The 26,349-nt window shown below is 58.9% G+C and carries 29 protein-coding genes and 1 tRNA gene; 16 read left to right on the forward strand and 14 right to left on the reverse strand.

Annotated features, from left to right (window positions below; genetic code table 11):
* The first annotated feature begins 141 nt into the window (after positions 1–141).
* On the forward strand, positions 142–486 hold the full coding sequence (locus BK667_RS07090; protein WP_123597168.1) for a YegP family protein: 345 nt from the start codon (positions 142–144) through the stop codon (positions 484–486).
* 132 nt (positions 487–618) lie between these two features.
* Here BK667_RS07090 and BK667_RS07095 read toward each other — a convergent pair whose 3' ends face one another.
* The gene (locus BK667_RS07095) at positions 619–1,500 is read right to left on the reverse strand and encodes a dihydrodipicolinate synthase family protein (protein WP_123597169.1); all 882 of its coding nucleotides are present in this window, start codon (positions 1,498–1,500) and stop codon (positions 619–621) included.
* 29 nt (positions 1,501–1,529) lie between these two features.
* The gene (locus tag BK667_RS07100; protein WP_123507497.1) at positions 1,530–2,312 is read right to left on the reverse strand and encodes an aldolase; all 783 of its coding nucleotides are present in this window, start codon (positions 2,310–2,312) and stop codon (positions 1,530–1,532) included.
* 159 nt (positions 2,313–2,471) lie between these two features.
* On the opposite strand from BK667_RS07100, the gene BK667_RS07105 reads away from it, so the two are divergent.
* Positions 2,472–3,017 carry a helix-turn-helix domain-containing protein gene (locus tag BK667_RS07105; protein WP_123597170.1) on the forward strand — a complete coding sequence of 182 codons (546 nt, stop codon included), beginning with the start codon at positions 2,472–2,474 and terminating at the stop codon, positions 3,015–3,017.
* A gap of 130 nt (positions 3,018–3,147) precedes the next feature.
* Here the strand turns inward: BK667_RS07105 and BK667_RS07110 are convergent, their stop codons facing one another.
* Positions 3,148–4,167, reverse strand: coding sequence for a DUF4917 family protein (locus tag BK667_RS07110; RefSeq protein WP_123597171.1), 1,020 nt, complete (start codon positions 4,165–4,167; stop codon positions 3,148–3,150).
* A 156-nt stretch (positions 4,168–4,323) separates the two neighbouring features.
* Here BK667_RS07110 and yiaY point away from each other — a divergent pair, with 156 nt between their 5' ends.
* Positions 4,324–5,472: an L-threonine dehydrogenase gene (gene yiaY / locus BK667_RS07115; RefSeq protein ID WP_123507503.1), complete on the forward strand. Its 1,149-nt coding sequence runs from the start codon at positions 4,324–4,326 to the stop codon at positions 5,470–5,472.
* On the opposite strand, the gene BK667_RS07120 is transcribed toward yiaY, so the two are convergent.
* Entirely contained in the window at positions 5,469–6,635 is a 1,167-nt protein-coding gene (locus BK667_RS07120; protein WP_123597172.1) for an MFS transporter, read from the reverse strand. The two genes, yiaY and BK667_RS07120, sit on opposite strands and share 4 nt — an antisense overlap.
* Positions 6,636–6,652: 17 nt before the next feature.
* Positions 6,653–7,888 carry an aminotransferase class I/II-fold pyridoxal phosphate-dependent enzyme gene (locus tag BK667_RS07125; protein WP_123597173.1) on the reverse strand — a complete coding sequence of 412 codons (1,236 nt, stop codon included), beginning with the start codon at positions 7,886–7,888 and terminating at the stop codon, positions 6,653–6,655.
* Between the two features lie 199 nt (positions 7,889–8,087).
* Between BK667_RS07125 and BK667_RS07130 the strand changes: the two genes are divergently transcribed.
* From BK667_RS07130 to BK667_RS07145, 4 genes are all read left to right on the forward strand, one after another.
* Positions 8,088–8,996, forward strand: a complete 909-nt coding sequence (locus BK667_RS07130) for a LysR family transcriptional regulator (protein WP_123597174.1) — start codon at positions 8,088–8,090, stop codon at positions 8,994–8,996.
* Between the two features lie 256 nt (positions 8,997–9,252).
* Positions 9,253–10,446 carry a CaiB/BaiF CoA transferase family protein gene (locus BK667_RS07135; protein ID WP_123597175.1) on the forward strand — a complete coding sequence of 398 codons (1,194 nt, stop codon included), beginning with the start codon at positions 9,253–9,255 and terminating at the stop codon, positions 10,444–10,446.
* The gene (locus tag BK667_RS07140; RefSeq protein WP_123597176.1) at positions 10,443–11,369 is read left to right on the forward strand and encodes a hydroxymethylglutaryl-CoA lyase; all 927 of its coding nucleotides are present in this window, start codon (positions 10,443–10,445) and stop codon (positions 11,367–11,369) included. Before BK667_RS07135 ends, BK667_RS07140 begins: the two co-directional genes overlap by 4 nt.
* 185 nt (positions 11,370–11,554) lie before the next feature.
* Entirely contained in the window at positions 11,555–12,886 is a 1,332-nt protein-coding gene (locus BK667_RS07145) for an MFS transporter (RefSeq protein ID WP_123507515.1), read from the forward strand.
* A gap of 132 nt (positions 12,887–13,018) precedes the next feature.
* On the opposite strand, the gene BK667_RS07150 is transcribed toward BK667_RS07145, so the two are convergent.
* On the reverse strand, positions 13,019–13,507 hold the full coding sequence (locus BK667_RS07150) for a DMT family transporter (protein ID WP_123597177.1): 489 nt from the start codon (positions 13,505–13,507) through the stop codon (positions 13,019–13,021).
* Between the two features lie 78 nt (positions 13,508–13,585).
* On the opposite strand from BK667_RS07150, the gene BK667_RS07155 reads away from it, so the two are divergent.
* Positions 13,586–14,503, forward strand: coding sequence for a LysR substrate-binding domain-containing protein (locus BK667_RS07155; protein ID WP_123597178.1), 918 nt, complete (start codon positions 13,586–13,588; stop codon positions 14,501–14,503).
* 42 nt (positions 14,504–14,545) lie between these two features.
* Here BK667_RS07155 and BK667_RS07160 read toward each other — a convergent pair whose 3' ends face one another.
* Positions 14,546–14,851 carry a hypothetical protein gene (locus tag BK667_RS07160; protein ID WP_123597179.1) on the reverse strand — a complete coding sequence of 102 codons (306 nt, stop codon included), beginning with the start codon at positions 14,849–14,851 and terminating at the stop codon, positions 14,546–14,548.
* Positions 14,852–15,015: 164 nt separating this feature from the next.
* Between BK667_RS07160 and BK667_RS07165 the strand changes: the two genes are divergently transcribed.
* The 6 genes from BK667_RS07165 to BK667_RS07190 all read left to right on the forward strand — a co-directional run bounded on the left by BK667_RS07165 (position 15,016) and on the right by BK667_RS07190 (position 19,213).
* Positions 15,016–15,753, forward strand: a complete 738-nt coding sequence (locus tag BK667_RS07165; RefSeq protein WP_123597180.1) for a PA3715 family protein — start codon at positions 15,016–15,018, stop codon at positions 15,751–15,753.
* 60 nt (positions 15,754–15,813) lie between these two features.
* Entirely contained in the window at positions 15,814–16,254 is a 441-nt protein-coding gene (gene fos, locus BK667_RS07170; RefSeq protein WP_123597181.1) for a fosfomycin resistance glutathione transferase, read from the forward strand.
* Positions 16,255–16,288: 34 nt separating this feature from the next.
* A complete protein-coding gene (locus BK667_RS07175) occupies positions 16,289–16,927 on the forward strand; it encodes a LysE family translocator (protein ID WP_123597182.1) in 639 nt (212 codons plus the stop codon).
* An 81-nt stretch (positions 16,928–17,008) separates the two neighbouring features.
* Positions 17,009–18,358 carry a sensor domain-containing protein gene (locus BK667_RS07180; protein WP_123597183.1) on the forward strand — a complete coding sequence of 450 codons (1,350 nt, stop codon included), beginning with the start codon at positions 17,009–17,011 and terminating at the stop codon, positions 18,356–18,358.
* 117 nt (positions 18,359–18,475) lie between these two features.
* On the forward strand, positions 18,476–18,634 hold the full coding sequence (locus BK667_RS07185) for a KGG domain-containing protein (RefSeq protein ID WP_010462447.1): 159 nt from the start codon (positions 18,476–18,478) through the stop codon (positions 18,632–18,634).
* 75 nt (positions 18,635–18,709) lie between these two features.
* Positions 18,710–19,213 (forward strand): DUF4142 domain-containing protein, encoded by a 504-nt coding sequence (locus BK667_RS07190; RefSeq protein ID WP_123406144.1) that lies wholly within the window; start codon positions 18,710–18,712, stop codon positions 19,211–19,213.
* A gap of 43 nt (positions 19,214–19,256) precedes the next feature.
* Here the strand turns inward: BK667_RS07190 and BK667_RS07195 are convergent, their stop codons facing one another.
* The 3 genes from BK667_RS07195 to BK667_RS07205 all read right to left on the reverse strand — a co-directional run bounded on the left by BK667_RS07195 (position 19,257) and on the right by BK667_RS07205 (position 21,039).
* Positions 19,257–19,667, reverse strand: a complete 411-nt coding sequence (locus BK667_RS07195) for a low affinity iron permease family protein (protein ID WP_123507535.1) — start codon at positions 19,665–19,667, stop codon at positions 19,257–19,259.
* A gap of 205 nt (positions 19,668–19,872) precedes the next feature.
* Positions 19,873–20,412 carry an AidA/PixA family protein gene (locus BK667_RS07200; RefSeq protein WP_123597184.1) on the reverse strand — a complete coding sequence of 180 codons (540 nt, stop codon included), beginning with the start codon at positions 20,410–20,412 and terminating at the stop codon, positions 19,873–19,875.
* Positions 20,413–20,535: 123 nt separating this feature from the next.
* Positions 20,536–21,039, reverse strand: coding sequence for an inclusion body family protein (locus tag BK667_RS07205; protein ID WP_123507539.1), 504 nt, complete (start codon positions 21,037–21,039; stop codon positions 20,536–20,538).
* A 392-nt stretch (positions 21,040–21,431) separates the two neighbouring features.
* Between BK667_RS07205 and tam the strand changes: the two genes are divergently transcribed.
* Entirely contained in the window at positions 21,432–22,202 is a 771-nt protein-coding gene (gene tam / locus BK667_RS07210; protein ID WP_123597185.1) for a trans-aconitate 2-methyltransferase, read from the forward strand.
* A gap of 170 nt (positions 22,203–22,372) precedes the next feature.
* Here tam and BK667_RS07215 read toward each other — a convergent pair whose 3' ends face one another.
* Entirely contained in the window at positions 22,373–23,101 is a 729-nt protein-coding gene (locus tag BK667_RS07215) for a class I SAM-dependent methyltransferase (RefSeq protein WP_123597186.1), read from the reverse strand.
* A gap of 415 nt (positions 23,102–23,516) precedes the next feature.
* Complete coding sequence (locus BK667_RS07225; protein ID WP_123507545.1) at positions 23,517–23,780, reverse strand: short-chain dehydrogenase; 264 nt, start codon at positions 23,778–23,780, stop codon at positions 23,517–23,519.
* A 500-nt stretch (positions 23,781–24,280) separates the two neighbouring features.
* Here BK667_RS07225 and BK667_RS07235 point away from each other — a divergent pair, with 500 nt between their 5' ends.
* Complete coding sequence (locus BK667_RS07235) at positions 24,281–24,739, forward strand: hypothetical protein (protein ID WP_123406160.1); 459 nt, start codon at positions 24,281–24,283, stop codon at positions 24,737–24,739.
* Between the two features lie 361 nt (positions 24,740–25,100).
* Here BK667_RS07235 and BK667_RS07245 read toward each other — a convergent pair.
* Together BK667_RS07245 and BK667_RS07250 are read right to left on the reverse strand one after the other, a co-directional pair.
* Positions 25,101–25,174, reverse strand: a tRNA-Gly gene (locus BK667_RS07245).
* A gap of 179 nt (positions 25,175–25,353) precedes the next feature.
* Entirely contained in the window at positions 25,354–26,238 is an 885-nt protein-coding gene (locus tag BK667_RS07250; protein ID WP_123507549.1) for an alpha/beta fold hydrolase, read from the reverse strand.
* Positions 26,239–26,349 lie beyond the last annotated feature (111 nt).

Consider the following 26,349-nt stretch of genomic DNA (forward strand, 5'->3'; position numbering starts at 1 on the left):
CAGAAAGGTCGCGAATGATATCGAGAATTATTGCTATTTGTCTGCCGGCACGTGAGGTCTATTCTTTGACAGTGGATAAACCGTGTGGAGGGTCTTTACTGTCAGGCAACGTTGGCGGGATCAATCGACAGGAGAAGCACCATGTCTGGATGGTATGAATTGAGCAAAACCAGCACCGGTCAGTTTCGCTTTGTGCTCAAAGCAGCCAATGCCGAAACCATTCTGAACAGCGAGCACTACACCACCCGTGCCGCCGCCGATGGCGGCATCGCCTCGGTGCAGAAAAACAGCCCGCTGGATGAACGCTACGAAAAAAAGACTACCAAGGATGGTCATCCTTACTTCAACCTCAAGGCCGGTAATCACGAAATCATTGGCAGCAGTGAGGCGTACTCCAACGATGCCGCGCGGGAGAAGGGGATTGCCAGTGTGAAGGCGAACGGACCGACGACCGTGATCAAGGACAAGACGTTGCCGGTGCTTTGAACCCCAACACAAATCCCCCTGTGGGAGCGAGCCTGCTCGCGAAGGCTGCTTAACATTCGATAAATATGCTGAATGTCAGATTGCTTTCGCGAGCAGGCTCGCTCCCACATGGGTTTTGTGTGTATCTGATGATCAGCGCAATGCTTTCAGCAGTCCCTGCAACTGGTTGCAACCCGCTTCGCTCAACGGAAACACCGGCAACCTTGGATCCCCCACTTCCAGCCCGGTCGCACGCAACCCGGCCTTGATGGTTGCCGGCAAGCCACCCTTGAGGATGAAGTCCAGCAGCGGCAACTGGCGATAGAACAATTCCCGCGCCTTACCCAAATCGTTGGCCAACACCGCTTCATACAAATCCAGATTGAGCTGCGGGATCAGGTTCGGCGCCGCCGTGCACCAACCTTTCGCTCCCGCCGCAAACGCTTCCAGCGCCAACGGATTGCAACCGTTATAGAACGGCACTTGCCCTTCACCGAGCAGTTGCAGCTTGTGCATGCGCTGGATGTCGCCGGTGCTTTCCTTGACCATCGTGACGTTGTCCACGGCGTTGAATATCCGCAGGATCAACTCCACCGACATGTCCGTGCCGCTGGTGGCCGGGTTGTTGTAGAGCATGATCGGCACGCCGATGCTTTCGCCGATGGCGCGGTAGTGGGCGAGGATTTCCGCTTCGCTGAGTTTCCAGTAGGACGCCGGCAATACCATCACCACATCGGCGCCATGGGCTTCAGCGAAACGCGCGCGGCGCACGGCTTTGGCGGTGGTCAGGTCGGAGACGCTGACGATGGTCGGCACTCGTTTCGCCACGTGCTTGATGCTGAACTCGCTGACCTGATCCCACTCAGCGTCGCTCAGATAAGCGCCTTCACCTGTACTGCCCAGCGGCGCGATGGCGTGGACGCCGCTGTCGATCAGGCGATCGATGGAGCGTCCGAGGGCTTCAAGATCGACGCCATTGGCGCTGAACGGGGTGATGGTGTAGCCGATGATGCCGTGAATATTTGGGGTCGACATGGGGTCGCTCCTTTTGAAAATGAGTAGGGTCAGTTCAGGCAATCGGCGTGTTGGCGCAGGTTCTGCCGAGCGTAGTAGTTGAACGCGGCGGCGTGGCGTTTCGGTTTGGAAATCCAGTCATGGGCTTCGCGGCCCAGCTCCGGCAGGATCGGTTTGATCGTCCCGGCGCTCATGGCCAGCAACTGCAACTTCGCCGCGCGCTCGATCAATTGCGCAATCACACAGGCTTCCTCGATGCTCGCGCCGGTGGACAACTGACCGTGGTGGGAAAGCAGGATCGCGCGTTTGTCGCCCAATGCGGCGGAGATGATTTCGCCTTCTTCATTGCCCACCGGCACCCCCGGCCAGGCTTCAAGAAACGCACAATCTTCATAGAGCGGGCACAGGTCCATGTGCGACACCTGCAGCGGCACTTCGAGCATCGACAGCGCGGCCACGTGGGTCGGATGCGTATGAATGATGCAGTTCACATCCGGCCGGGCGCGGTACACCCAACTGTGAAAACGGTTGGCCGGGTTCGGCATGCCGTGGCCTTCGAGCACTTCCAGGTCTTCGTTGACCAGCAGTAGATTGCCGGCAGTGATTTCATCGAAACCCAGGCCCAATTGTTGGGTGTAATAAGTCCCTGGCTGCGGGCCGCGAGCGGTGATTTGCCCGGCCAGGCCTGAGTCGTGGCCGTTCTCGAACAGGATGCGGCAGGTCAGGGCCAGCTTTTGCCGGTCGGTCCACGTATTATCCGCCAGGGTGTTTTGCATCTGGATCAGCGCTTGCTTGACCAGTTGGTCTTTGGGTAGTGCTAAGGTCTTGGCCATATCGGTGTCCTTTGGCTGGTTCAATGGACGTCGGGTTTGCGGTTTACCCGTTGCTTGCAAGGTCGTGGGTGAGTGCAAATGACACTAAAGAGGCTATATGACACTTTGTGTCATTAGCAAGGACAAATCGTCGGCTCCTTGATGGATTAATCGCTGCACATGTCTATCCGTTTGAAATTACTCAGAAAAAAACTTGGCGTGACCCTGGAAGCCCTGGCCGAAAAATCCGGCATGACCAAGAGTTATCTGTCGAAAGTCGAGCGCGGGCTGAACACCCCGTCGATTGCCGCTGCCTTGAAACTGGCCAAGGCGCTGAACGTGAAGGTCGAGGAGTTGTTCTCCGAAGACAACGTCAGCCTCGACAGCTACAGCCTGGTGCGCAGCGACGAGCGCCAGTCCCTGGCCGCCAATGATCACAGCCCCGGTTATGCGGTGCTGGCCCATCAGGTCAGTGAACGCAGCCTGTTGCCGTTCATCATCTACCCGCCGAGGGAATTCACCGACAAGACCTTCAAGGAGCATCTGGGGGAAGAGTTTCTGTTCGTCCACGAAGGACAGGTGGAAGTGGACTTCATGAACGAGCGGGTGCTGCTCAATCGCGGGGATGCGCTGCACTTCAACGCGCAGAAGCCGCATCGGATCCGGTCAGTGGGGGAGGTTCAGGCGCAGTTGTTGGTGGTGGTGCATAGCAGCGAAGAAAGCTGACCCCGATCGTTCCCACGCTCTGCGTGGAAATGCCTCTAGGGACGCTCCGCGTTCCAATGGGACGCGGAGCGTCCCGGGCTGCATTCCCACGCAGAGCGTGGGAACGATCCTTACAGGTTCGGTGTTCTCTTCAGACCTCAACCGGAACCCTAAGCTTCGTGCTCCCCAACGCATGGGTCTTCGAATCAAAAAACTTCAGCTCAACCCCCGTCCCCTCAAACACCTTCGCGTAATGCCGCTTCTGATGCTGGATAAACGCCTTGCTGCGCGGATAAATCGACACCGCCACCACCTTCGGTTTCGCCTGGCGCAACGCATGGATGATGTGGCTGTCCTGCTCACCCAACGCATGCCCGAAAATACATAACCCCTCGCCATGTCCCAATAGCTGGTCATAGCAAAACGACAAATAATCCGAACTGCGAATGGTCTTGAGCTTGTCCTGGGCCGGCCCTTCGTTGACGAACAGCGGCACGTCATCCAGGGTTTTGATCGTGTTGTTGATGGCAAAACTGCCGAGCAACGTGCCTTCGGTGGACATCAATTTGCGCGCCGTACCGTCCTGATTGCGCACCAGGTGCAGACCACCGTGCAGGTACAGCAAACGGGTTTTGTCGGTAGCGCTGGCGCTCAAGTCGAAGCTCGGCTCGGTGCCGTGGAACAGGTCGGTAAGCGCCTCAGGCTGGTGCTGGATCGCCCAGTTGCCGAGCAAATCGTAGTTGGTGGTGAACACCGTTTGATAGCGGCCCATCTCTTGATTGATCGTCGCCAGGGTCGCAGGTACCACCAGCCGCCACGGGATATGCACCGCGTGCACGGTGTTGATCAGCGCTTCCTTGATCGCGTAGTAGCGATTGCGCGGCGCGGCGGAGCTGACGGCCAGGGCCTTGTTGACGCGGCTGGTGATTTTCAGCGCGCTCAGGGCCTGCTCGAAACTGCGGGTTTGCAGCGCATCGAACACGCTCAACTCGGATTGGCTCAGGGGTTTTTCTTCGACGGTGCGCGCATTTTCGAACAGCGAGTCGTAGCCGAAGTCGTCCCACACCGCGCGGCTGGCGCCGTTGCCCAGTAGCAGGCCGCTGAACGAAGCGGTGGTGCGCAAGGCGTTCCAGTCTTCAAGTTGGGCATCAACATCCTGGAAATCGGTCATTGCGTTGGTCGTCTCAAAAGCGAAAGGTCTGATGGGCGGCGACTTTATCACGACCGGGGGTTGAGCCAGATCAACATGCGCCGTGACTGATGGGTCGATCCTGTGCTCATCCGCTGAATCGACGCTGTCGATTCGCCCCCGTCAGGAGATTCGCTCATGAGCAGCACGTTTTTCATTCCCGCCGTGAACATCATGGGCACCGGTTGCCTCGACGAAGCCATGGACGCCATTCGCAAGTACGGTTTCCGCAAGGCGCTGATCGTCACCGACGCCGGGCTGGCCAAGGCCGGCGTGGCGGCGATGATTGCCGAGAAACTGGCGATGCAGGACATCGACTCGGTGATTTTCGACGGTGCCAAGCCGAACCCGAGCATCGCCAACGTTGAACGTGGCCTGGGCCTGCTCAAGGAAAGTCGCTGTGATTTTGTCGTGTCCCTGGGCGGCGGTTCGCCCCACGACTGCGCCAAAGGTATCGCTCTGTGCGCGACCAACGGCGGACATATCCGCGACTACGAAGGCGTCGATCAATCCGAAAAGCCCCAACTGCCACTGATCGCGATCAACACCACCGCCGGCACTGCCAGCGAAATGACCCGGTTTTGCATCATCACCGACGAATCGCGCCACGTGAAAATGGCCATCGTCGATCGCAACGTCACGCCGCTGCTGTCGGTCAATGACCCGGCACTGATGGTCGCGATGCCCAAGGGCCTGACCGCCGCCACCGGCATGGACGCGCTGACCCATGCCATCGAAGCCTACGTCTCCACCGCCGCCAACCCGATCACCGATGCCTGCGCGCTGAAAGCCATGACCTTGATCAGCAACAACCTGCGCCTGGCCGTGCGCGATGGCAGCGACATGGCCGCCCGGGAAAACATGGCGTATGCGCAGTTCCTCGCCGGCATGGCCTTCAACAACGCGTCCCTCGGTTACGTCCACGCCATGGCCCACCAATTGGGCGGTTTCTACGACTTGCCCCACGGCGTGTGTAACGCGGTGCTGTTGCCCCACGTGCAAAGTTTTAATGCGCTGGTGTGCGCCGATCGCCTCACCGACGTGGCCCACGCCATGGGTGCCGACATTCGCGGTTTCAGCCAGGAAGAGGGCGCACAAGCGGCCATCACGGCGATCCGCAGCCTGGCCAGGGACGTGGAAATCCCCGGCGGCTTGCGCGACCTCGGCGCCAAGCTCAACGACATCCCGATCCTCGCCACCAATGCCCTGAAAGACGCCTGCGGCCTGACCAACCCGCGTGCGGCGGATCAGCGGCAGATCGAGGAGATTTTCCGCAGCGCGTTCTAAACCGTTTTGCGGCCCGGCGCGAACCTCACGCAGAGCATCGCGCCCAAGGCCAGCAAGGTGCACAACAACGATAACGGCCAGGCCTGCTGACTGGCGATCAGACTGGCAATGCCACCAATCATCGCGGCCATCAGTTGATGGATGAAGCCGCTCAGCGCCATCGCGTAAGCCCCGCTGACCGGCGACCCTTCGTTGGCCAGCGACAGGCTGATCGGATAATTCAACGACTGGCCGAACACCGCAAAGCAGTAGGGCAGCCAGAACAGCAACGCCACCGACGTCGCCGCGACACTCCCCAGCCACATCACCGCGCTGCCGGCCAGCACCAGCCCAACGCCCAACGCCATCAGCCGATGCTGGCCGGTGCGCACCACAAAGCGATTAACCGCCAATGCGCCGAGAAAATACGCCGCGCTGATCGGCCAGCCCAACAATCCGTATTCCACAGCCGACCAGTTGAACGGCCCTTGCAGGATCAACGGCGCCGCCGTGTTGAACGCGATGATCACGCCGTAACCGAGGCCGCCAGCGAGGGCCGGCAGCAGGAAGGCGCGATGTCGCAGGATGCGCCCATAGCTCGACCAACTGGAGGCTGGACTGCTCTCGTCGGTCAGCACCGGGAACGCGACCCGCGCCACAATCCCGGCCATCACCAGGCTCACGGCCCCCAACATATAAAAGATCGAGGGCCAGCCAAACGCGACCTGAATAATCGACCCCAGGTACTGGCCAATCCCCAGCGCCACGACGAAGGAAATCGAAATCCACGACAACGCCTTGGCCAGCAACTCACCACGGAAACTGTCGCGAATCAGCACCCGGGCCATCACCGAAATCCCGCTGGCGCCAATCCCCTGAAGCAACCGAAAAAACAGGAATGACTCCAGGGTTTGGCCCAAGGGCAAGGCCAGGTTGCCCACGCCATAAATGCCGAGCGCCGCCAGCAACACCGGTTTACGCCCGATGCGCTGGCCAAGGCTGCCCCAGAACAACATCGGCAGCGCCATGCCGATCAGGTACACCGCCAACCCCCAGGACACCTGCGACGCATCAGCAGACAAATGCCGGGCAATCTCCGGCAATGCCGGCAAGTAAATGCTCATGCCCAATTGCGCGAGAAAAACCGTGCTGCAGGTAACGAGGAGGGTGGTGCGGTTTTTCATCGAATCTTTCCTTGGGTTCAGCGGCCGACGTCCCGGTCGTGAGTGCGCAAAAGCTCGGTGACGAGTTCGCAAAAGTGCCGAATCAGCGCGGGCTCCATGTCGGCTCGCAGAGTAATCCTGATGGCCGCCTGACCTTGGGCGACCACCGGGAAAAACACCGCCGAGGTGAAGAAACCGAGGGTGGCTAACTCGGTCGCCACGCTGTTGGCCAGCGCCGCTTCACCGCAACGGATCAAGCGAATCGCCATGGTGCTGCCGTGCTGATCGGTCTGGATCAGGCTGTCAAAGAGCTGGATATTAACCTGAAGTTTTTCCTGCAATCCGACGAATTCCGGGGTCAGGTGCAACTTGATCGAGGCCCTGCCGGCGCCGATGGCTGCACTGTTGAGGCTTTGCGACCAATTGCTCGGGCCGCCGTAACGCTGAATCAGCTTCCTTTGCCGTTCATTGCCGAGCATCACCAGGCCTCCGCTGGCACCAAACGACTTGGCCAGTGACGCGACGATCAGGCAATCATCCTCCAGGGCTTGCAACCGGGGCCGCACCAGGCCGGCACCAAGTGTTCCGACGGCAGAGAGTGCATGGGAATCGTCCAGGTAGAGAAACAGCCCATAGCGATCCTTCAGGTACAACAGACTGTCCAGGTCCGCCACCCCGCCCATGCTGTAGGCGCCGTCGGCGACATAGGCGACCGTGCTGTTTTGCTGACACTGGGTTTCCAGAAAATCCATGTCGTTGTGGGGACTGGTCACCACCCGGGTTTCATCCGCGCACGCGGCTTTGAGGTGATTCATCGAATAATGCGCCAATCGGTCGAACACCATCACCGGCGGGCGGTTTTCGGTAAATATTCCGCTGGCCAGCAGCGGCAGGATCCCGGCACTCGCCGCGCTGCACGACAAAGTGCTGAGGCAATGGGCGCCGAACAACTCGGACAGTTCACTTTCGTACTGTTCCAGGATCGCCAGTTTGCAGCGGTTTTTCGAGTTGGCGATACGCAGGGTGCCGGTTTCCCATAACGTGGTCATGGCGCCTTTGAGCAGGTCGGGATGGTGGTCAAGGCCCAGGTACGACGTGGTGCAAAAGTGATGAAACGCTCGCCCGTGTTGATCGACCATGCGGTTGGCGCTGCGGATGACGACATTCAAGTCGGCGACTTTCCCGGCTTCGGCGGTTTCCCAGTCGTGATCGGCCAGGGCGATCAGTTTTCGATAATTGGTGAAGGTGTTTGCTGTGCGGGCTGTCTGGTCCATATAAACGTGTTGCTCCTTGTGTGGTTGTGGCTGTCCTTGTGTGTCGAGATTTTACGGAGCGCGGTGTCGGCGTTGAATCGGCCGATTCCTGCATGCTTGAGTGTTACAAGAGATTTATGTGTAGGAAGGTGTCGTGTGAGGCTGTGGGCCAAAACCGGCTATCCTGCCGACTCAGCCGAACCCGAGCATCGAGCCCCCCATGCTGCAAAAAAGCCTGATCCGCCGCCTCGACCTAATCACCCTCCAACTCTTCGTCGCCGTCCACGAAGAAGGCACGCTGACCCGTGCGGCCACGCGGGAAGCGATCGCGGTGTCGGCGGCGAGCAAGCGCTTGATGGAGCTGGAGGAAGCGTTCGGCATCAGCCTGTTCGTGCGTCAGGCCAAGGGCATGACCCTGACGCCGGCCGGGGAAACCCTGCTGCACCATGCCCGACAAATGCTGTTCAACGTCGAGAAAATGGGGCTGGAACTGGGCGAGCACAGCCACGGCATTCGCGGCTATGTGCGGATGCTGGCGAACCTGTCGGCGATCATTCAGTTCTTGCCCGAAGACCTGCGGGACTTTTCCGAGCGTCATCCGCAAGTCAAAACCGATCTTGAAGAACGGCCCAGCAGCGGCGTGATTCAAGGGGTGCTGGATGGCGTGGCGGACCTCGGGATTTGCTCCAGTGACAGCGACGTCAAGGGGCTACACCGCGTGCTGTATCGCCAGGACAAACTGGTGGTGTTGATGCCGCCGGACCATCCGTTGGCCAGTCGCCAAACCCTGGCCTTCGCCGATACGTTGGGCAGCGACTACGTCGGCCTGCATGCGGCCAGCTCGATCAACATGCGCACCCACGCAGCCGCGCGCAAGGCCGGGAAGGTGCTGCGGTTGCGGATTCATGTGCCGGGGTTCGATGCGATGTGCCGGATGGTCCAGGCCAACATGGGCATCGGCATCTTGCCGCAAAAAGCCTATGAGCTGTTTGGCCGGGCGCTGGGGTTACACGCGGTGCCGTTGACGGATGACTGGTCGGATCGGGCGTTGATTCTGGTGGTGCGCGATGAAGTGGGGTTGTCGCCGGTAAGCCGGATGTTGTTTGAGCAGTTGCGCGGGGCGGTCTGATAAATTTTTGTTGAATGGGCTGGCGTCTTCGCGAGCAGGCTCGCTCCCACAATGGATCTTCAGTGGACGTGAATGTTGTGCACGCAAGAGATCCCCTGTGGGAGCGAGCCTGCTCGCGAAGGCTGACCTGAGGTCGCGGTAATTTCGGCCGAGCATTCGCGTTTCACGAACGCCCCTTGCCAACTGAAGGTTGGATTCCCCACCCCTCGCTCCTCTAGCCTTGGCCACATATTCCAAGAACAAGAGGTACCCCGCGATGACTGCCCCCCTGAGTGCAATCAAGGTGATCGAGATCGGTACGCTGATCGCCGCGCCGTTTGCCGCGCGCATGCTTGCTGAATTCGGCGCCGAGGTGATCAAGATCGAAGCCATGGGCCAGGGCGATCCCCTGCGTAAATGGCGCAAGCTGCACGAGGGCACCTCGCTGTGGTGGTACCTGCAATCGCGCAACAAGAAATCCCTGGCGCTCAATCTCAAATCCCCTGAAGGCATCGAACTGGTCAAGCAACTGGCGACCAGCGCTGACGTGCTGATCGAAAACCTGCGCCCCGGCGCCCTGGAAAAACTCGGCCTTGGCTGGGACGTGTTGCACGCCCTTAACCCCAACCTGACACTGGTGCGAATTTCCGGTTACGGCCAGACCGGCCCGTACCGCGACCGTCCGGGCTTCGGCGCCATCGGCGAGGCCATGGGCGGGATTCGCTACACCACCGGCACCCCCGGTTCGCCACCGGCCCGGGTCGGGGTCAGCCTCGGCGATTCCCTGGCGTCGTTGCACGCAGTGATCGGCGCGCTGATGTCGTTGCTGCGGGTCAAGACCGGGCAGGGCGGCGGGCAAGTGGTGGATGTGTCACTGGCCGAAAGCGTGTTCAACGTCATGGAAAGCCTGGTGCCGGAATACGACATGCAGGGCCACATCCGCGAACGCAGCGGCGGCGCGCTGCCGGGCATCGCGCCGTCGAATACCTACCTGACCGCCGACGGCGCTTATGTGGTGATTGCCGGTAACAGCGATCCGATCTACAAGCGCTTGATGAATGTGATCGGTCGCAGCGATCTGGCCGACGCGCCGGAATTCGCCCACAACGACGGCCGCGCCTTGAAAAGCAATGTGCTCGACGCCGCCATCACCCACTGGACCAGCAGCCTGCCCATCGATGACGTGCTGGCCGCGCTCGAAGCCGCCGAAGTCCCGGCCGGGCGCATCTATTCGGTAGCCGACATCGTCGCCGATCCGCACTACCAGGCGCGGGACATGCTGCTCAACGCCGACCTGCCCGGCGGCGCCACGGTGAAAATGCCGGGCATCGTGCCCAAACTCTCCGAAACCCCCGGTGGCGTGAACTGGTCGGGGCCGCAATTGGGTCAGCACACCGACGGCATCCTCGCCGGGCTGGGCCTGACCGGTTCCGACATCGAACGGCTGAAAGCCGCAGGAGTGGTGCAATGATCACTGACTTTTCCCAGACGCTGATCGTGCAGGAAGTCTCGCCTCGGGACGGTTTGCAGATTGAGCCAACGTGGGTGGAAACCACCGACAAGATTGCCCTGATCGATCAACTGTCGTTGGCCGGGTTCAGCCGCATCGAGGCGGGTTCGTTCGTCTCTCCGAAAGCCATTCCGGCGTTGCGCGACGGCGAGTTGGTGTTCAAGGGCATCACCCGGCAACCGAGCGTGATTTACGTTGCACTGATCCCCAACCTCAAAGGCGCGCAACGGGCGCTGGCGACCGGGGCCGACGAGTTGAATCTGGTGATGTCCGCCAGCCAGACCCACAACCTGGCCAACATGCGTATGCGTTGTGAAGCGTCATTGGCCGCGTTCGGCGAAATCGTGCAATACGTTGGCGGCACGCAGGTGCGACTCAACGGCAGCATCGCCACCACGTTCGGTTGCCCGTTCGAAGGCAAGATCGATGAGGATCGCGTGCTGCAAATCGTCGAGGCGTATCAGGAACTCGGGATTCAAGGCATCACCCTGGCCGACACCACCGGCATGGCCAATCCACGACAGGTGGATCGGCTGGTGCGGCGAGTGTTGCAGCGGGTTTCGCCCGCGGACCTGACCCTGCATTTCCATAACACCCGCGGCCTCGGCTTGTGCAACGTACTCGCTGCCTATGAGGCCGGCGCCCGGCGTTTCGACGCGGCGCTCGGCGGGCTCGGTGGTTGCCCGTTTGCCCCAGGAGCCTCGGGCAATATCTGCACGGAAGACCTGGTCAACCTGTGCGATGAAATCGGCATTCACACCGGCATCGATCTGCCGCTGCTGCTGAAACTGTCCCGAGGCTTGCCGGCGCTGCTGGGCCACGAAGTGCCCGGACAACTGGCCAAGGCCGGGCGCAATTGCGATTTGCATCCATCGCCCTCCTGACCACCACACACCGCCTGTAGGAGCAAAGCTTGCTCGCGATGACGGCCTCCCATCCAACATCGATGTCGACTGAACGACCGCTATCGCGGGCAAGCCTTGCTCCTACAGAACAAGCGTATTAACGAACGCACACCAGACAACAAAAACAATCGGACACCCACGGGAAGTCCGCCTGGAGGAAACACATGAGCCTTAATGTACTGGAGGCGGGCGCGAGCCCGTCCGTAAGCCTCGACGCCGAAAAAGCCCTGGTCAGCAAAGTAGCCTGGCGCCTGATGCCGCTGATCATGGTCTGCTACCTGTTCGCGTTTTTCGACCGCATCAACATCAGCTTCGCCAAGTTCCAGTTGCAAACCGACCTGAGCCTGAGCGATACCGCCTACGGCCTCGGCGCCGGGCTGTTCGTGGTCGGTTACGTGCTGTTCGAAGTGCCGAGCAACATGATGCTGTACAAGGTCGGCGCCCGGCGCTGGATCGCCCGGATCATGATGTCCTGGGGCGTCGCCACCGCCGCCATGGTCTTCGTCAACAGCGAATGGCAGTTCTATGCGCTGCGCTTTGTGATCGGCGCGATGGAGGCCGGTTTCGCACCGGGCGTGCTGTATTACCTGACGCTGTGGTTCCCGCAGCACTATCGCGGGCGCATCACCTCGATGCTGTTTTTGTCGTCGGCGTTTGCCGGTCTGGTGGGGGCACCGTTTTCCGGTCTGGTGCTGCAACACCTCGACGGCGTGATGGACATGCGCGGCTGGCACTGGCTGTTCCTGCTTGGCGGCGTACCCTGCGTCGGCCTCGGTTTTCTGGTGTTGAAGCTGCTTAAAGATCGTATTGAAGATGCCCATTGGCTGACCGCTTCGGAGAAAACCTTGCTGGCCAGCCGCATTGCTCACCATGAACCGCACAAGGGCGGCGGCTCGCTGCTCGCGGCGCTGAAGATTCCGGGGTTCCTGACCTTGGGGCTGATCTACTTCCTGATCCAGGTCGCGTCCTACGGCTTGAATTTCTGGGCGCCACAATTGATCCGCAGCGCCGGCACGGAAAGCCCGGTGATGATTGGTTTGCTGACGGCGATTCCTTACATCTGCGGCGCGATCAGCATGGTGGTGATCGGGCGCTTGTCCGACTCCACCGGTGAACGCCGCAAGTTTGTCGCCGGCCTGGTGACGTTGGGCGCGGTCGGATTCTTCTGCGCCGGGATCTTCGCCAACCACACAACCTTCCTGATTGTCGCGCTGGGCTTGCTCGGTGCCGGGATCATTGCCTGCATCCCGAGCTTCTGGACCCTGCCGCCGAAACTGCTGGCCGGCGCGGGTGCCGGTGCAGCGGGCGGGATCGCGGTGATCAACACCCTCGGGCAGTTTGGCGGCATCGTCAGCCCGGTGATGGTGGGGCGGATCAAGGACCTCACCGGCAGCACCACTCCGGCGCTGTACGTCATCGGCGTCGCCGCGTTGATTGCTGCTGCGCTGTTGCTGTGGGGCTTGCCGCAGAAGTTGCGCACCCTCGATAAGTTCTGATACCTGCGCGCATAACCTGTGGGAGCGAGCCTGCTCGCGAAGGGGGCCTGACAGTCAACATTGATGTGACTGACAGACCGCTTTCGCGAGCAGGCTCGCTCCCACAAGTTTCTGCTTCGGCCCCCAGCATCTTCATCCTGGCGCCACCAGGCTCTTGCCCGGCACCGCACTCATCTGAATCAACACCACCCCAGCCACTACCAGCAACGCACCCGCCAACCGGGGCAAGGTCACCTCCCGCTCCACCAACCCAAACAACCCAAAATGGTCGAGCACCATCGAGGCCATCACTTGCCCGGTCAGGGCCAGCACCACAAACCCCGACGCGCCGAGTTTCGGCAGCAACATCACCGCCAGCGCCACAAAGCACACACCGAAAACGCCACCGGCCCACATCCACAGCGGTGCCTTGCTGAAAAACGCCAACGACGGCAACGGCAGGCGCAGGGCAATGATGATCGGCAGCAGCACCAGCAAACTCACCAATAACGAAGCCAGGGTCGCCCATAACGGATGCCCGAGGCCTCGGCTCAAATTGGCGTTGATCGCACTCTGAAATGGCACCACCGCCCCGGCAATCACCGCCAGTAGTAACAGACCGCTCCACTGCAATGTATTCATGATCATGACTCCAACAGGTTTTGCTGGACTGTAGGGTATTCGTCGCGCAGATTTAAATTCCGTTTTGCTATCTGGAACATGCATCAGATGAATGATCTTCGGCGCATCGACCTCAACCTGTTGGTGATCCTCGACGCTTTGCTCAGTGAGCAACACGTGACCCGCGCCGCCGAGCGCCTGCACCTGAGTCAACCGGCGGTCAGTCATGCGTTGGGACGCTTGCGCGATCTGCTCGGTGATCCATTGCTGGTCCGCGCGGGAGCCACGCTCGTGCCGACACCGAGGGCGCTGGAGTTGATCGCGCCGCTGGCCGAAGCCCTGGCCCAGGTGCAATCGCTGCTGGCGCCCAACACCTTCGATCCCGCCACCGCCAAGCGCACCTTTCGTCTGGCCATGTCCGACTACGGCGCGGCCATCGTCCTGCCGGGGCTGATTCGCACCTTGCGCCGGGAAGCGCCGGGCATCGACCTGCAAATCAGCCACGCCAGCCGCGAAGGCATGCTCGACGGCGTGCTCAACGGCGACATCGACGTCGCGGCGGGGGTGTTTCCCGAATTGCCAAACGAATTGCGCAGCACGCCCCTGTTCGACGAGCGCTACGCCTGCCTCGTCGACCGCCACAGCCTGCCCGCCGACGGCACCCTCGACCTGCCGACCTACCTGGCCCGCCCCCACGTCCTGCTGGAAATGCGCGGCAGCGGCACCCCGGAAATCGAACGGGCGCTAACGGCGTTAAGGGAGCGCCGACGCGTGGCGATCAGCCTGCCGCACTGGAGCGTTGCGCCGGAATTTATCGCCGGGACGGATTTGATCCTGACGGTGGCCTCGCGTGGGTTGCGGGGTATTGATGAACAATCATTGATCGTCGTGGCGCCGCCGTTTCATATTCCATCGTTTACCTTTGTGCTGGTCTGGCATAAACGGCGGGGCGGGGATCAGGCGTTGAATTGGTTGAATGGGCGGATTGAGCAGGGGATAAATCCAGTCATTAATTAATTTCCGGCACTGGGCGTAATGCCAGTCAGTTAAGCCGATGAGTCACTTGTGGCGAGGGAGCTTGCTCCCGCTGGACTGCACAGCAGTCCCCTTCTTTTTAGGTAAAGAGAGGGCCGCTTCGCAGCCCAGCGCGAGCAAGCTCCCTCGCCACAGGTTCGGTGTCAGGCCTGAATGATCGGTATTAGGCACTGGGCGCCATTTTTCGGCGATTGCGTTCAACTCCTCGGTTGTAGCGAAGTCACCTGCATCGGCTTCTTTGATCGCGGCCCGTATCTCCTCTACTTCCCAGGCATGGTTCGTTGAAATATAGGTGGTGTTAAGTGGTAGATGCTCTGAAAGGTTAGGCATGGAGGTCTCGATTTCACGGCTTGTAGCACGAACATACAGCGTGGCCGCGTCGAGTAGCGGTCCGGTCCGTTTCTCTTGTCGTAACAATTTGTTGAGCGGACGCCGCGTACCGGGGATAGTGCGCCGCAGAATTTGACTGGCTTGAAACTCACAAGGAACAGGGAATGACATTGAAGTCTGGCTGGATGGGTTGTGCAGCGCTGTGCAGTTTGGCGATGACGACCCAGGCATTTGCGCAGTGTGAGAAGCCGCCGTTTTATGGGGATTTCGGGTATTCGGTGTGCAAGGACTGGCCGGCTTATCCGGGGCTGACGATTACGGCGTTGTCGCAGTTTGAATCGGGGTATTCGGCGAGTGATTCTGGCCCCGAGGGGAAGTATGATCTTGACCTGGCCGTTGTCTCGGCGGGTGCTTCGCAGCCGCTGGCGACGTATCGCAAGTCAGCTGCTTTTGAGTCGGATGCCATTGAATATAAAGACCTGCAACTCGATACCGCGCGCTACAAGCTCACGCCAGAGCTGCGAGCCTTTGGTGTGCTCGTCACCTTTAGTGGATCGTCACGGGTTAATCCTGTCAGTGAAAAGATGCTCTCGCTCTTCGTCAAAGAAGGCGACAAACTGCGGCCGGTTCTGGATAAGCTCCTGATCGATGAGTACGGTGGCGAATGGGATGGCAGTTGCGCCGGTGAGCTTTATCACCACACCCGAACCGTCGACATCGGTAAGACCAGCTCACATGGATACGCGGATTTGATCGTCAAAACGGTCACCACCCGTGATGTCGGAAAAGGTGAGGGGGACGCTTGTGAATCCAAGTCCACTACGGCCAAACCGGTGCTCACGACGCTTCGATACGACGGTAAAAGCTACGTACTGCCACAAGGCTTCAAGGGACTTCAATAGTTGGTGCGTTCAACTATCAAACCATACGTCGTGCCTGAAGCACTCAAAGGTTAATCACCCATGCTCACCGGCCTCAACCACCTGACCCTCGCGGTTACCGACCTGAACCGCAGCGTGGCGTTCTATCAAGGCCTGTTGCAGCTGCGCCTCGACGCGACCTGGGACAGCGGCGCCTATCTCTCGCTGCCGGGCCTGTGGTTGTGTCTTTCCCTGGATCCATTACGCCAATCCGGGCCTGCCGCCGACTACACCCATTACGCCTTCACCCTCAGCGCTGTGGATTTCCCGCCGTTCGTCGAGCACCTGCGCTCTGCCGGCGTGAGGGAATGGCGCGACAACCGCAGCGAAGGCGCGTCGTTCTACTTCCTCGACCCGGACGGCCACAAACTCGAAGTCCATGTCGGGGATCTGGCTTCGCGGCTGGAGGCCTGTCGGCAAAAGCCCTATGCAGGCATGAAGTTCTTCGACGATCAGTCCGTTGAGCCCCAGGACCTGAGATAGACTTGCGACCCATCGCCTCAAACAGGACTTCCCCATGACCCCATCGCTGCTAATGGCCGTGCTCGCCTCCGGCTTCATCTACGGCATCACACCCGGCCCGGGCGTGCTGGCGGTGTTCGGGATTGGCGCGGCTCGCGGTCGGCGCGCTGGGGCGGGTTTCCTGTGCGGGCATTTGCTCGGGGATGTGGTCTGGTGCAGCACGGCGTTGATCGCGATTGTCGGTGCTCGGGAAATCGGCAGTACGGCGTTCGATGTGTTGGGCATGCTCAGCGGGCTCTATCTGTTCTGGCTCGGCCTGCGGGCGATTCGTGCTCGCCGCAGTAGCGCCGATGCGCCGCAAGGACCGGCGCGGCAGCCGTTCTGGCACGGCATTCTGTTCGGTTTGACCAACCCGAAAGCCTATCCGGTGGCCGTGGCGACATTCACTGCGCTGCTGTCCAGCCGCGCCGAATTGCTCCATTGGTCGATGCTGCCCTGGCTGATTGCCCTGAGCTTCGTGGGCGGATTGCTGGCGTACGCTATTCTGATTGGCATCGTCGGTGCGCGGCGGGTACGCACCTTGTATCAGCGCCATGAATTGTTGATCACCCGGTTGTGCGGAGTGATGTTTATCGGTTTTGCCATTAATGCCCTGGCCCATGCCTTGCCGGGGTTGGTGACGAACAAGGCTTGAGGCTGATCGCAAGGACGCGTCAGCGGCACCGGTCAGGGACGGTTTTTTATCGCTGCATTGTCCGGACACGCGCCCTGCACCATGGCCACCAGAAATTCCGCGCCTTTGGCGAGCTACATCGACCTATTGCTGGACGCCGTCTGTGCGGTGGACAAACAAGGCCGCTTTGTATTTGTCAGTGCAGCATGCGAGCGTATTTTCGGCTACACCCCGGATGAGTTGGTCGGCCAGCCGATGATCGACCTGGTACACCCCGCCGACCGCCAGCGCACCCTCGATGCCGCGCGAGAAATCATGGGTGGCGAGCCCAAGCTCAACTTCGAAAACCGCTACCTGCGCAAGGACGGCGGGGTGGTGCATATCCTCTGGTCGGCGCGCTGGTCGGAAGTCGATCAACTGCGCATCGCCGTGGCCCGGGACATCACCGAACGCAAACAGGCCGAGTCGCGACAAGCGGCGCTGTATGCGATCTCCGAAGCGGCCCATGCGGCGGAAGATTTGCTGGCACTGTTCAAGCGCATCCACACAATCATCGGCGAATGGCTGCCGGCGCTGAATTTTTCCGTGGCGCTGTACGACGAACACTGCGCGCAGCTGAATTTCCCCTATCACGTCGATGACCGCGAGCATCAACCAGAACTGCCCGGCACCGTCACCGGACGTTTGTGCGCCGAGGTCATTCGCAGCGGTCAGCCGATCTTGCTGACCCCGGACCAGGACGAACTGCCTGAAGGTTTCGAAGTGCTGGTGGCCGGGCAAGACTCGCCCTGTTGGCTCGGCGTGCCGCTGAATTCGCAAAACGGCACCATCGGCGCGCTGATCGTCAAAAGCGAGGCCGGCGGCGAGCGCTACACCGAGCAGGACAAAGAACTGCTGCAATACGTCTGCGCCCAAGTCGCGACCGCCATCGAGCGCAAGCAATTGCACGCGCGGCTGCAACACATGGCCCAATACGATCAACTGACCCAACTGCCCAACCGCGAATTGCTACGTGACCGGCTCAAGGCATCGCTGGCGCTGGCGCGGTCAGAGGGCGGACGCATGGCGTTGCTGTATGTCGATCTCGACCGTTTCAAACAGGTCAACGACACCCACGGCCATGCGGTCGGCGACATGTTGCTGCAGGCAGTGGCCAATCGCATCAAGGGGTGCGTGCGCGATACCGACACGGTGGCGCGCATTGGCGGCGACGAGTTCGTGGTGCTGCTGCACAGCATTCAAGCCGCAGAAGATGCCGACAGCGTCGCCGGAAAAATCCGTCAGGTACTGGTGCAGCCATTACGCCTGGATGGCCACAGCCTGAACATCGAACCGAGCATCGGTGCTGCGCTCTACCCTGAGCACGGCACGGAAGAAAAGCAGTTGTTTCGCTATGCCGACGAGGCGATGTACGCGGTCAAACGCCTTCGTCACCGACCGCTTGAAGCCTGAGTTTTCACCACCGTTCGTCGCAATTTCCCCGATTTTTTCTAAACCTTTGGCCGGATCTGAATTCTGATCCTATGCGGGCGTTTGCTCGCCGCAATCATCACCAAGAGGATGAGAATCATGCCTAATTCAAGAAACTCGAACTCGGGAAACTTCGCCAACGATCGAACGAAGGCGTCTGAAGCGGGTCGCAAAGGTGGGAAAACTACCACCACGACTGTCGACAAAGACCCTGCGAAACCCGATATGGGCCGCAAAGGTGGGCAGAAATCCAAGTAGTGGATGAAGGTGGTTTTGATTGAGAGGCGGGAGCGAAAGCTCCCGTTTGAATTTTATTTCGAGGAGGGCGCGACCATGAGCCGGATGGCCACCCGTTTACGCAATGCCAGTTTTGCCACGTTACTGGGCCTGTGCGCCAGCAGCGCCTTTGCCCAGTCGCCTGCCGACTTCATCAACGAGGCGTCCGCCAAAGGCATGGCCGACATCGAAGCCAGTCGCCTGGCGCACCAGAAAACCGAATCCAAAGAGGTCAAGGACTACACCGTCGTGGTCATCAACGACCTGACCACCGCCAACCAGCACCTGGCGAAAATCGCCAAGAAGCTCGACTTGCCGGTCGCGCCTCGGGAAGAAGTGATCGATAAGTCCAAAACGATGATCCCCGAAGTGAAGGATGGCCCGACGTTCGACCAGGCCTACGCGGCCAGTCAGGTGCAAAACACCCAGGCTGCTATCGACCAGATCCAGCAGGAAGCGCAGACCACCGACGTTCCGGAAATCAAAGCGTTTGCCGAGGAAACCTTGCCCAAACTGCAAAACCATCTGCAGATGGCCAAGGCCTTGCAAGCCAGCCGCTAACCGTTATCGCGCGCGGGTGACCTCAGTCACCCGCAGAGGTTTTTTAGCATTGATCCAGGTTTGATTTCGGCTTGTCGCCGCTGGGGGCGACGTCCATGGAAATCGTCTCGCCTTCGCCGATCTTGCGGTACTGCTTGCGCAACTCCTCCAACTGCTTCAAATCCAGCGACTCCAGCCCCAGCATCGCGTTCTGCGCCTCTTTCGTCACCCGCAGCAACTCATCGATCTTCAAATGCAAAATATCCGTATCGCGGTTCTGGGTGTTCTGGATCAGGAACACCATCAGGAAGGTGATGATGGTGGTCGAGGTATTGATGATCAGCTGCCAGGTGTCGTTGTAATGAAAAATCGGCCCGGTTAACCCCCACACAGCAATCAGAATGATCGCGATCAAAAACGTCGTGGGACTGCCGGCCCACAGCGCGAGTTTCTGCGAGACTTTTGCGAATTTCATTGCCGTGTTCCTTATAGGGATGCGCCTGAAGTTCAGACAGCGACGGCTTGCTGAAAATTCTATTGATCTATCGACACAGCAACCATTGTGGGAGCGAGCTTGCTCGCGATAGCTGACTGGCAGACAACACACGTGTTGAATGTAAGACCGCTATCGCGAGCAAGCTCGCTCCCACAGGGTTTTGCGTTTTTTTTGTGGGATCTATTCAAGCCGAAAGCTTCACCTCAACCTCCCACCTGAAATACCCCACCACTTCACAATTCTGATTAACCAGCATGAAACTCAACTCGCAGGCTGCAACGCCTGGGGTCAGGTGCGTGCATTCCCAATAATGATCATCGGCCTGGTGGCTGCCGGGTTGGGTCGGGTTTTCCGGGTTGGGGGCGGGCACGGTGAGGTCGCTGCTGACTTGCAGTTTTGGCGGCGAAAGCACTTTGGTATCGCCCACGGCCATGTCGTAGAAAACCACGCTGTGTTCGGCGATCAGGCTCACGGTTCTACCGCGAATGTGGAAGGTTTTTCCGTTGCTTGCGGTTAATGTCAATTTACTGTCATTTTTAGCATTTTTTTCGGAAGACGATCCGCTGGCGACAAAGATAAACCCATCGCTGATAGTCGTCGGTTTTTCGGCTTCCATGCTGGGTGTCGGATACTTTTCGAGCAGCGATTCCGCATCGACGATCAGCAGCACATTGTTGGCCGCCGCGACACTGGATGAAGGCGATTTGATCGGTTCGGAAGTCATCATGGATTCCTTTCATGATGTTGGCACGAGACGACAGCCGCTTCGGTTCATGCAAGACATCCTGTTCCTGCCGAAACGGCAACGAACGGGGAAGGCCCCTTGTTACCAAGGGGCCAGCCTTCGTCAGTTGCTGATGGTGATGAACGGATCCCATGAGCAGCAGCCGACAACTTTGCAGTCGCGATCGACAATCAGGAAATGGAAGTGATAGGTCACGCTGCCGGTCTTGAGTGTTTCCGAGGACCAGTAATGGTTAGTGACCTTCTGGCAGCTCGGCACCGACGGGTTTTCAGGGTTGGGCACGGCAACGCAGGCTTCAGCCTCGCGCGGGGTAGGGGTGGAGATCAGGTTGTTGCCCTGGTTGGCGATAAATTTGTAGAAAATCACCGCGGTCTCGAAGCTCTGCGACAGGCTGGTTTCACGCCAGCGAACCAGGTCGCCCACCCGGGCCTTCAAGTTGAGTTCGCCACCGGCCTGGCCATTGATCACGTTGTCGCGGTTGGTCACCATGTACACATGGTTGACGTCGATCAGCGTTGGCGACGCGGGGTTTTTGCTGATGTTCGGGTAGTTTTTCAGAATGGTTTCGGTGTCGATAGAGACCAGCACATCCGTGACTCGAGACATAGTAAAGCTCCTTGTTCATAGTGATTGCCCGGACTTTCCAGGCATGACAACGCTTGCTTGCCTTACGGCCGTTGCTGAAACACTACGGGCGGAACCCTGCTTGCACGAGGCACGAGTTGGCCTTGCTCCTTGCGTGCAAATTAACAGGTCGGGTTCCTTCCGACTGGCCGCGATTAGGACTATAGATGCGATATGTAGGCTGTCAAAATTGCTTGGCTGTTCCCAAGACGAACGGTCGATTTGGTTATGATTCGCGATCATTTGGCGATAAGAAAATCCCGCTTCAGATCCACCGTGTTACATAAGTCGAATAGGGCTGGCGCGTGGGTCGGGGTATCGTAGCGAACCGGTTGTCCGGCCATGCCAGGGCACCCCTTCGACAGGAGAACGCAATGAGTTGGTCCGCCAAGCAATACGTCGCTTTTGAAGATGAACGCACCCGTCCGGCCCGGGATCTGCTCGCAGCGATCCCGCCGGTGGACGCGCGCTCGGCCATCGACATCGGCTGCGGCCCCGGCAATTCCACAGAGTTGCTGGTGGAACGCTTCGACAATGCATGGGTGCGCGGCGTGGACAGTTCGCCCGACATGATTGAAGCCGCCCGCAAGCGCCTGCCACAAGTGAAGTTCGACACCGTTGACATCGGAACCTGGAACGATAGCGGCCCGTTCGACGTGATCTTCGCCAACGCGGTGTTGCAGTGGTTGCCCGATCACGCGACGTTATTGCCCTCACTGGCCGGCAGATTGACCAAGGGTGGCAGCCTCGCTATTCAAATGCCGGATAACCTCAACGAACCGTCCCATCGTCTGATGCGCGAAGTCGCCGCCAATGGCCCGTGGGCCAGCAAACTGGCGGACGCCGCCGGGCAACGGACGGAAATGGCCAGCGCCAGCGCTTACTATTCGATGCTGCGACCGCACTGTAAGCGCGTCGATGTGTGGCGCACGACTTACCATCATCCGCTGGCGGGTGGGGCTTCGGGCGTGGTGGAGTGGTTCAAGGGGAGCGGGTTGCGGCCGTTTCTCGATCCGCTGGATGAGGGCGAGCGGGCGGAGTATCTGAAGCGGTATTTGACTGAGATTGAACAGGCTTATCCGGCGTTGGAGGATGGGACGGTGTTGCTTCCGTTTCCTCGGTTGTTCATCGTCGCAACGCGGTAAAAAAGCCAATGAGCTAGTCATCTGAAACACTGAACCTGTGGGAGCGAGCTTGCTCGCGATAGCGGTCCAACATTCAACAATGTGTTGTCTGGCAGTCCGCCATCGCGAGCAAGCTCGCTCCCACAATGGATTGTGGTGTTCTTTAACTAATTGGCATCAAGCAGATAATTTCAACGCTCAACCGCCACCAACATCATCATCGGCCGCTCACGCTCCTCCGCCAGCGCTGGCTGCGCTGCAACCTGCGCATCGCTCGGCCCCCATTCATTGACGTGCCGAATCGTGAATCCCGCCGCAATCAGCGTATTCAGCAACGTCCCCATCGTCCGGTGCTGTTTGATCACACCCTCCGCCAGCCAATTCGTCACCCGCTCACCTTCCAGCTGATAACTGTCCAGTGGCCAACGCTTGTGACCTTCGCCATCAATCAACCAACCCGGATTACGCGGCGCCATGAAAATCGGGTGTTCGATGGAAAATACAAAACGCGAACCGGGTTTCAGTGCTGCGTAAATGTTGGCAAACAGGCCGGGCAGATCCTTGATGTAGTGCAGCGCCAGAGAGCTGTAGGCCAAATCGAAACTGCCTGCGGGCAGGTCAAGTTGCTCCAGATCAGCGCGGGCATATTGGATATTGGCAGCGGAGGTCGTCTTGCGCGCCTGCTCCAGCATCTTCTCCGACACATCGAGACCGAGCACGCTGTCGGCACCTTGCTCACTGGCCCAGCGGCTGAACCAGCCGTAACCGCAGCCCAGGTCCACCACTTTCAGACCTTTCATCGGCGGCAGCATGGATTGAAGCGCCGGCCATTCAGGCGCGGCATCCAGTCCACCGATGGAACGGCCCATCTGGCTATAGCCCTGGAAAAATTCCGGATCGTCGTAAATGTTTTGCGTCATGTTCAAATTGCTCTGTTGAGTTCGTCACGGGCGGCACCGGTGGTGCGGCCGATTGGTTTCCCTCGAAGAGTTGTGGCGCGTATTCGTTGATGGCCGCGCAGGGGGAGGGTGGTTGTAGATGGAAGAGATGCTAGCGGGGGCAGCGGAGAAGGGAAATGGTATGTGCGTTGGGGATTTGTAAGCACTGCGGCGGTTAACGCCGATCAGTTAAGGCGTGAACACCAAAATCCCTGTGGGAGCGAGCTTGCTCGCGATGACGGTTTAACATTCAACAGAAGTATTGCCAGGCAGTCCGCTATCGCGAGCAAGCTCGCTCCCACAGGTTTGACCTTTGGCTGATCGGGATTAGCCATTCGTGGGCGGTCAATGCCAACGAAAAGGGCGCCCCAAAAGGCGCCCGATCTAACCGTCAGAACTATTCCGCATCCATGCGTCGAGCGATCACGTCCAGCACATCGCAACCGTCGCGCAAGGGCACGCAGCAGAGCAATGCAAAGTCGCTGAGGACCACCGAATCAGACGTGATGTCACCGCGCATCGCGAGGTTTTCCAGGAGCTGCGTCACGGCCCGGATTCTGTAACTGGCCGTACTGAGCAGTGAGTGCAGCGGTTGAGTGGTGTTGACGAACAGGGAAGGTAGGTCGTCGGCGTTGCTGGTTAGAGCCATGTATTCGTTCATGAGTGATTACCGGTTGTAGGTTAAAGACCTACCACTCAATCGTCGCCAAACAATAGGGTGGTAGCTGTACGCGGGTTGGCGAACCGGACAACGGTAAAACCGGCAGACCCGAAGATCTCCCACGCACAGCCACCAAAAAAAGCGCAGCAAAGTGCAGTCAGAAAACTCCGCAAAATCTCGAAGCTCTCTGGGTCGTTGTCATCAAGTCGCCAAACTCGATACGCCATTTGGGCGCGGATCGACTATAGGCCTCGTGACAAAGACACAGCAATCCGCAAGTCTACGGACAATTCCTAGAGTAGTGTAGGACGTTGCTTTTTTGAAAAATCGACTGATAAAGAGAGAGCTGAGTAGGGGGAGGAGGATGTGAACCGTGAGTAAAAAATTACAGCGTTTTATAAAGACCTGAGCATTTTATTCACTGGCGTCGAGAGCTCTCAAACGCTTCACCCATCTAGGTCCAGCTATGGTGCATATTCAGGATTCAATTGAGTAACGCTATGAAGATTGAATTTCGAACAAAAATCTACCTTGGTGTGGCCCTGCTGATGTTTTCCACGGCAGTCCTTGCCGAGTCCTGTGAAACGATCCTTGCTGCACTCAAGGAGGAGCGTCACTTAACGCAAATAAAACAGGCAGTAGATAAACAAAATACTGAATATCGAGATGGCCCGAATATCACGCTGTCCGTAAATTGCGCGCTCGGTAAGCCTAATGTGTACGTATTGTGGGACGGCCCAAATCCCGATCAGCAGTTCTATGAGTTGCTCGGTCGTGTTGGCGTTCTGGTTTCGTCGCGATCTGCGGCTGACGTTGTTAAGTTTTCGAAGCAATGCCGTCAGCAGGCAATTGAGGATAGCGGCGAAATCGCAACGGTTGAGGACAAAGGATTAGCTATTGAATGTCAGGCGTTTGCCCGAGAGGGTGGTGGAACTAGCATTTCTCTGTTTGCTGAGTGACCCTACACTCTGATCCCCCAGAACTATGATCAAGCCCAGCTCGTTGAGCTGTTAACAGAGGCATGAAATTGATGTGTACAGCCAAGCTTGAGAAGACCAGTGCTTTGACAGAGTTTTTCTCTAAAACCTCCCCTGAGACCCGGCGTGACATTTTGATGGACGTCATCAGCAAGGCTAACGCCTCTCAACGAGAAGTCGTACAGAAAGCTGAGGCAATCAAAGCCGCAAGGAATGAATCTCCGGCGATTTAATTTTTCGTATTGCCTAAACTCCAGACACAAAAAAACCGGCCACCTGGACCGGTTTTTTTCTATCTCTACATCCCCCGCCAAAAACCTTCAACGTGAGACCAAAATTCGATTGGAGCGGGTGAAGGGAATCGAACCCTCGTTATCAGCTTGGGAAGCTGGAGTAATGCCATTATACGACACCCGCTCAGAGCGGCTGACTTTGTACCAGATGTGCGCGCGGATTTGAAGTTTTTCTTTGTGTGCGATGCGTTTAGCGTGAGTGGCACGAAGGCATGGACCGTGTGATGGCCATTCGCGGGCAAGCCTCGCTCCTACAGGATTGCGTTAGCAGTGCAGGAGTGGGCTGCTCGCGATGACTCTGTTTCAGATTGCCAGTGCATGGTGGTCCTGGACGTAGTGGTAACGCGGTCGGCTGGCGTATTGCTCGGGTTTCAGGAAGCCCAGCAGTGCGTTTTGGCTGTCTCGGCAGGCGGCTTTGTGTTCCATGTCGAGAAAGTGACCGGTGGCTTGCAGGGTGCTGAAAGTGGCGTGTTGCACGTGGTTGGCGAATAGCCGGGCGCCGTCGGCGGCGGTGTATTCGTCCCATTCTCCGTTCATGAACAACACCGGCACGTTGATTTTTTCGGCAGCCTTGAGGAAGCACTGGCGATCGCTGTGCAGCAGGTCGCTGATGTGGAAGTGCATCTGCCCGTATTCGTGCTCGGCCAGGTTGCTCACGTGGCGATAGTTGAAGCGCTTGAACAGCGACGGCAGGTGTTTGCCGATGGTGCTGTTGACCAGCGTGCCCACCCGGTCACCGTCCCGGCTGCCGAGGTAGTCGACGCCGCGTTCAAGGTAGTCGCGCATGTGCTCGTTGATCTCCGGGGAGAACGAGCTGATCACGGCTTTTTCGATGCGCCGTGGCCGTTGGGCGAGGGCGACCAGGGTGGCGGCGCCGCCCCAGGAAAACGACAGCACGTGTTCGGCGGCGAAGTGGTCGATCAGCTCCAGCAGGATCTGTCCTTCGACTTCCTTTGTCAGCAATTTCTCATGCCGGTTGTGGGCTTTTGACTTGCCCGCGTAGGGCTGGTCGTAGCACACCACATTGAACTGCGGATGGAGGTTTTTCACGGTCTGAGCAAACGACGCAGTCGTGGCCATCGAGCCGTTGACCAGAATAATGGTCTTCTCTGCGGCGTCTGCGCGATAGAACTCCGTGTAAACCCGATACTGACCCTGTATATCCAGCACAGCGATTTCTGGCCTCATGTCATAAGACTCCTGGGCAAGCGGGTATGCGCGCAAATGAGATTGCACGAGCTTTGTGACAGGTAGGCATACGCCTGGAATTTGGAGCCCATGTCGATCCATTGAAGGCCG

This window comes from Pseudomonas frederiksbergensis, from assembly GCF_003732705.1.
GTDB lineage: Bacteria > Pseudomonadota > Gammaproteobacteria > Pseudomonadales > Pseudomonadaceae > Aquipseudomonas > Aquipseudomonas frederiksbergensis_F.